Below are 4,698 nucleotides of genomic sequence, written 5' to 3' on the forward strand. Positions count from 1 at the left end.
CCGGCCGGGAGATGTGCAGTTGGGCGTACAGCCAGCCCTCGGCCTCCAGCCCCCGTGGATCGACGCCGACGGTGGACAGCGTGTCGAGCACGAGCGACTGCTCCTCGGCGGAGGCGAAGCGCCGCTGCCGGAAGACGCGGTCGACGTGCACGGTCTCATACCCGAGCCTCGTGAGCGTCGCCTCGACCGGTTCGAACGGGAACATCCGCAGCACGAAGTGGGCCATCCACGGCCTGCGCTCACCGGCTGCGCGGGCCACCCGGGCGATGGTTCGCTCGGTGACGTACCCGAGGCAGCCCGTCGAGACGACGATGTCCGTTCCGGCGAGCCGCTCCCGTTCGGCGTCGGTCGGGTCACGGTCCTCCAGGTTGGCGTGCACGGCGGCATCGAGGAACCCGGCCGCGAGCGCGTAGGAGAGGGCCGGCCCCGAGCTGTCCAGGCCGAGGAACTGGCTCGCCTCCAGCCCGTCGCGGGACCGGACGAGCTCGCGGTCACGGGCGAGCAGCAGGTCCCGGGTCGGCCGCCTCCCGGGCGGTGCGTAGCCCTCGTGCAAGTCGTCCAACGTCACGTCACAGCGGAGCAGCGCGGCGTTGATCCCGTAGGAGCAGCCCACGTCCAGGACCGTCGGCGGTCGTCCCCGAACCATCCGGAATTCCCGGATGAGCTGGCTGAAGTACGGTTTGGCGAGCTGCGGGATACAGTAGTCGAGTTTCCGCAGGGTACTGAAGTAGGCGTGTGGGTCGGGCTGCGTGTAGATGTGGTCGAGCGAGATCTTCCCGCTGTCGTCGAACCGCGTCGTCCTGGTGGAGTACGCGGCCTCGGAGGAATTCGTGGTTCCGTCGGAGTCGATGGTCTCGGCAGAATATCTGCTGTCGTCGGAATACACGCGTCTGGCGCTCCTTGTGACGGGCGGTCGGGGCAGATGGGCCGGTGCTGACGCAGCTTGCCGACCGCGTTCTGATCCAGCTAGTCCAGCAGCTGGTCGACGCGGACCGCGCTCTTCTCTGCCGCCAGGTGCCGCGGGAGGACCCGGCCGAAGAGCTGCTTCGTGCGCGCGACACTGCCGACGACCTCGGGGTGCCCGGTGTAGGCGAAGATTGCGGAATGCCGGGCCGTGTCGCCCTCGACCGGGCTCACCCGGTGCATCGAATAGCGGCCCAGGAAAAGCTGGAGATCACCAGGCCGGAGGGTGAGACGCCGGACCAGATGGCCGCCCTCGCCCGCCAGCACGGCCCGCACGCCGGCGAAGTTCTCCGCCTGCGCGGACCTGATGTTCGGGCAGTACTCGAAGTCGCCCCCGGCCCGCGGCGCCTGCGTGAGCAGGCTCACCGCGAATTCGTTCGTGTCGAAGTGCCAGGGGTGCTCCAGCCCGGGGGCGATGACGTTGAGGCACAGCCCGGCCAGCGGGTCGGCGAGTTCGTGGACTCTCGGCAGGTCGAAGCAGCCGGCGATGAAATGCTGGAAGAGCTCGCTGGTGTAGAGCCGGTGGACGGCGAATTCGGTGGGAATCTGGTCGCGGGCGACGAAGGCGTTCCCTCGCCGCATCGTGAACCGGCCCGGATGATCGGCCGGCAACGACGGGTCGACCGCGATGTTGTAGGCGTTGACCGTCTCGACCTCGTCATACGCGAGCGGAGCGACGGTGGCGCACTCCTGTGCGAACGCGGTGAATGCGGTGGGCCGGACGAATCCCGGGAGGACACAGCACCCGCGAGTGCGCAGTTCTTCCCGGGCCCACGAGACGATGTCCCGCCAGGCGCGGCTCGAAGGGTCGGTGAGAGGGTAACGAACCGTATCGATCAGCTCGCTGATGGACCAGGTTTCCGTCGCAACCATGTGACTCCTCTCCGCCGCTACGCGGCGGCATCGGGCCGCCGATGGGAACCCCGTCCACGACCTCGATGTGATGTGTCACATGGTCACCCGATGCTCGGGATGGCGAAAGCCAGTGTGAGATGTCGCACGACTGTGCTCGCATGGGACGCGAATCCAGCTCACATCGCGGCGATGAGAAGCCATGGCCCGGTGCCGTCCCCCGGGGCGCCACGCCATGCGCTGCTCTCCCCGGGAGACGGCACCGCCGACGGCTCGCACCGTGCCGCGGCCCGCGCTCCTGACCGCCGTGTTACAGGACGCCGCGGCGCCACGGTCCGGTGATGGCCGCGGTGAAACCGCTGCCCACCTCAGAGGCGCCGAAGACGTTCGCGAACAGTGTCTGGCCGTCCGGGCTGAAGCAGGCGCCGGCCCATTCGGAGTCGCTGAAGCAGTTCACCGCGAACTCGAAGGCCTTCCCGTCCTGGGTGAGGCCGATCAGCCGGTTGACGTCGGTGATGCCAGGGGCGAGGGGGTGGGTGTCGCCGTCTTTACCACCGGCGTCGTCCTCGCACAGCAACAGGCTGCCCTGTGGAGTCATCGTGATGTTGTCAGGTGAGTCGAGGACGGACCCGCCGGGTGATTCGAACACCAGGCGCAGCCGGCCGGCGTCGGCGTGACTCCCGCTGGTGCGGCGGCCCCGCCCTGCGGCGGGCTGGTACTGCCAGATCTGGCCGTAGCCTTCCGCGAAACCGTCGGAGTTGACGTCGCCGTTCTTGACATCCCCGCCGCTGGTGGAGGCGAAGAAGATCGAATAACCTGCTGCCCAGGTACCTTCCAGCCGGTTGAACTTCGCCGCGCCGCCGGCCCAGCCCTGCGCGAACACACTGGTCGGGTTCGGTTTCTCGGCCTCGACGATCGGGTCCGGGTCGGGGTTGTCGATGTCGACCCACTCTACCGGCAGCCACATCCCGCGCCGCTGCCCTTCCCGCAGGTCGACCTGCGGCCTGCCCGTGACCGCCAGGATCTGCAGCAGCCCGCCCTTCTCCAACTTGTCCGGGTCTTTGGGGATGAACCGGTAGAATCCCGAGCCGCGGCCGGAGCCGGCGTCCTCGGTCAGGTACACCACACCGGTGCGCTGGTCGACCGCGACCGCCTCGTGGGAGAAGCGGCCCAACGCGGTGAGCGGCACCGATGGGACGGTCGTGCCCGCGCCCGCCGGGACCAGGAAGACGTAGCCGTGCTTCTTGTCGAAGCCGTCCGCCGGGCCGACGACAGTCTCCTCGCAGGTGATCCAGCCCTTGTACCGGTAGGCCTGGCCGCCGGCGCAGTTGACCGTGGTCCCGTTCAGGCCGATGTAGTCGTTGACGATCGTGCGGGTCTTCGGATCGAAGTCGAGAACCGTGACCCCGCCGAAGGCCTTCGGGTCGTACTTCGTACCGTCCGGGCCCTTGACCGAGCCCGACCCGGCCGGGGACCGGTCCTCGCTGTTACGGATCAGTCGCACCCGTCCTCCGGCCAGCCCGAACGCACCCATGCCGTCGAGGTTGACCGGGTTCGGGGTGTTCGGGTCACTCACCAGCGGCGTGCCGGTCTTGGCCAGCGCCACGTAGCTGAATCCGGCCGGCAGCGCGAGGTACTTGGTGCCGCCCGGCTCGTTGACGGGAGCCAGCGGGCTGAGCGGACCGTAGCCGCCGGTGTAGGGCCCGCCGGTGGGCGGGGGCGGCGCGGCCAGGGCCGCGTTCTCCAGGGCCGGTAGCAGAGCCGACGCCACTACCGCCCCGCCCACGGCCGTCGCACCCCTGCTCAGCAGTGCGCGCCTGTTGATCTGAACCACGTTCAGCCTCCCATACCGATCGTTCCGGACCAGCCGACAGGCTGGCAGCTGCCCACGCAGAGCACAGGAGACAACACGCAGCCAGAATGTTAAGGCTGAATGAAATACGAGGTTACGGTATCTGGTCGGCATGTCCCGGCAACCCACAGTGCCGGCAACCCATAGTGCCGGTAACCCACAGTTAGGAACGGAAGTAGGCGTGGTGTCGGCGGGACCGCGGCACGAACCGTCCAGCGGCGTTCCTGTTTTCCTGGCACTCGATCCCGTTCCTTTCCGTGAGAATCCTGGTGGATCCCCTGTCCGGAAACTCCGGGGCGCCTCAACCCGGCCCGGGCGGCGATGGGCCTGCCGGCGTTGCGGCAGTGGCAGGCGGCCGCCCACCGGAAGTGGGCGGCCGATTATCAGGCCTATCTGCGGGTCCGGCGCAACGACGTCCGGTAGAGCCACATCTGGTATCGCCACGTCCGGTACAGCGACGTCCGGTACCGCCATATCCGGTACCGCCACGTCCCGTACCGGCGTGCCCGGGAGCGATCCCGGCCCGACCCCGCCGCAACGGCCGATGCCCGGAGCCTGATCTGATGCCTGGAGCCGGCCGTCCCGGCGAGGGAGTCGGTCATCGCACGAGGTTTCAGGAACTTACGAGCTTCAGCGCCTGGCGGATCTCGCCGAGACGGTTCCATTGTTCGTTGCTGAGAATCGAGACGGCGGCATGGAACACGCCGTCCTGTTCCTTCGCGATGTGCCTGCGTAGCAGGCTCAGCGCATCGATGACGCGTGTCGGCCAAGCGGGATCGACCCGGGCGGTGCCGTCGGTCGCCCCGGCGAGCACAGCCTCGATCCGGCGGTGCTCGCTCTGCAGGATCGCGATCTGTTCGGGGAACTCGAGTGCCATCGCGGGGAACAGGCCCTGCTCCTCCACCACCGTCTGCGGATGGAGAACCGCCGACATCTGCTCACAGAGTGCCGCCATCGCCTCGACATCACCCTGCCGATACGCCTCGTGCGTGTCGGCGATGAGATCGATGACCTGGTCATGTTCTCTGATC

Annotated in this window: 4 protein-coding genes; all 4 read right to left on the reverse strand. The window is 68.3% G+C overall.

Annotated elements, in window-relative coordinates; translation table 11 throughout:
• On the reverse strand, positions 1-886 hold an 886-nt coding region (locus AC08OP_RS09655), incomplete at its 3' end, for a class I SAM-dependent methyltransferase (protein ID WP_476613879.1).
• An 80-nt stretch (positions 887-966) separates the two neighbouring features.
• On the reverse strand, positions 967-1,836 hold the full coding sequence (locus AC08OP_RS09660) for a HalD/BesD family halogenase (protein WP_476613880.1): 870 nt from the start codon (positions 1,834-1,836) through the stop codon (positions 967-969).
• A gap of 289 nt (positions 1,837-2,125) precedes the next feature.
• Positions 2,126-3,649, reverse strand: a complete 1,524-nt coding sequence (locus AC08OP_RS09665; protein ID WP_476613881.1) for an alkaline phosphatase PhoX — start codon at positions 3,647-3,649, stop codon at positions 2,126-2,128.
• Positions 3,650-4,280: 631 nt separating this feature from the next.
• A complete protein-coding gene (locus AC08OP_RS09670; protein WP_476613882.1) occupies positions 4,281-4,697 on the reverse strand; it encodes a hemerythrin domain-containing protein in 417 nt (138 codons plus the stop codon).
• Between the last annotated feature and the right edge of the window lies 1 nt (position 4,698).

It is taken from the genome of Frankia sp. CeRuru1, assembly GCF_977966315.1.

Coding starts and splice junctions, on each gene's coding strand:
- AC08OP_RS09660 (WP_476613880.1), bottom strand. CDS start 1,836: ATGGTTGCGACGGAAACCTGGTCCATCAGCGAGCTGATCGATACGGTT.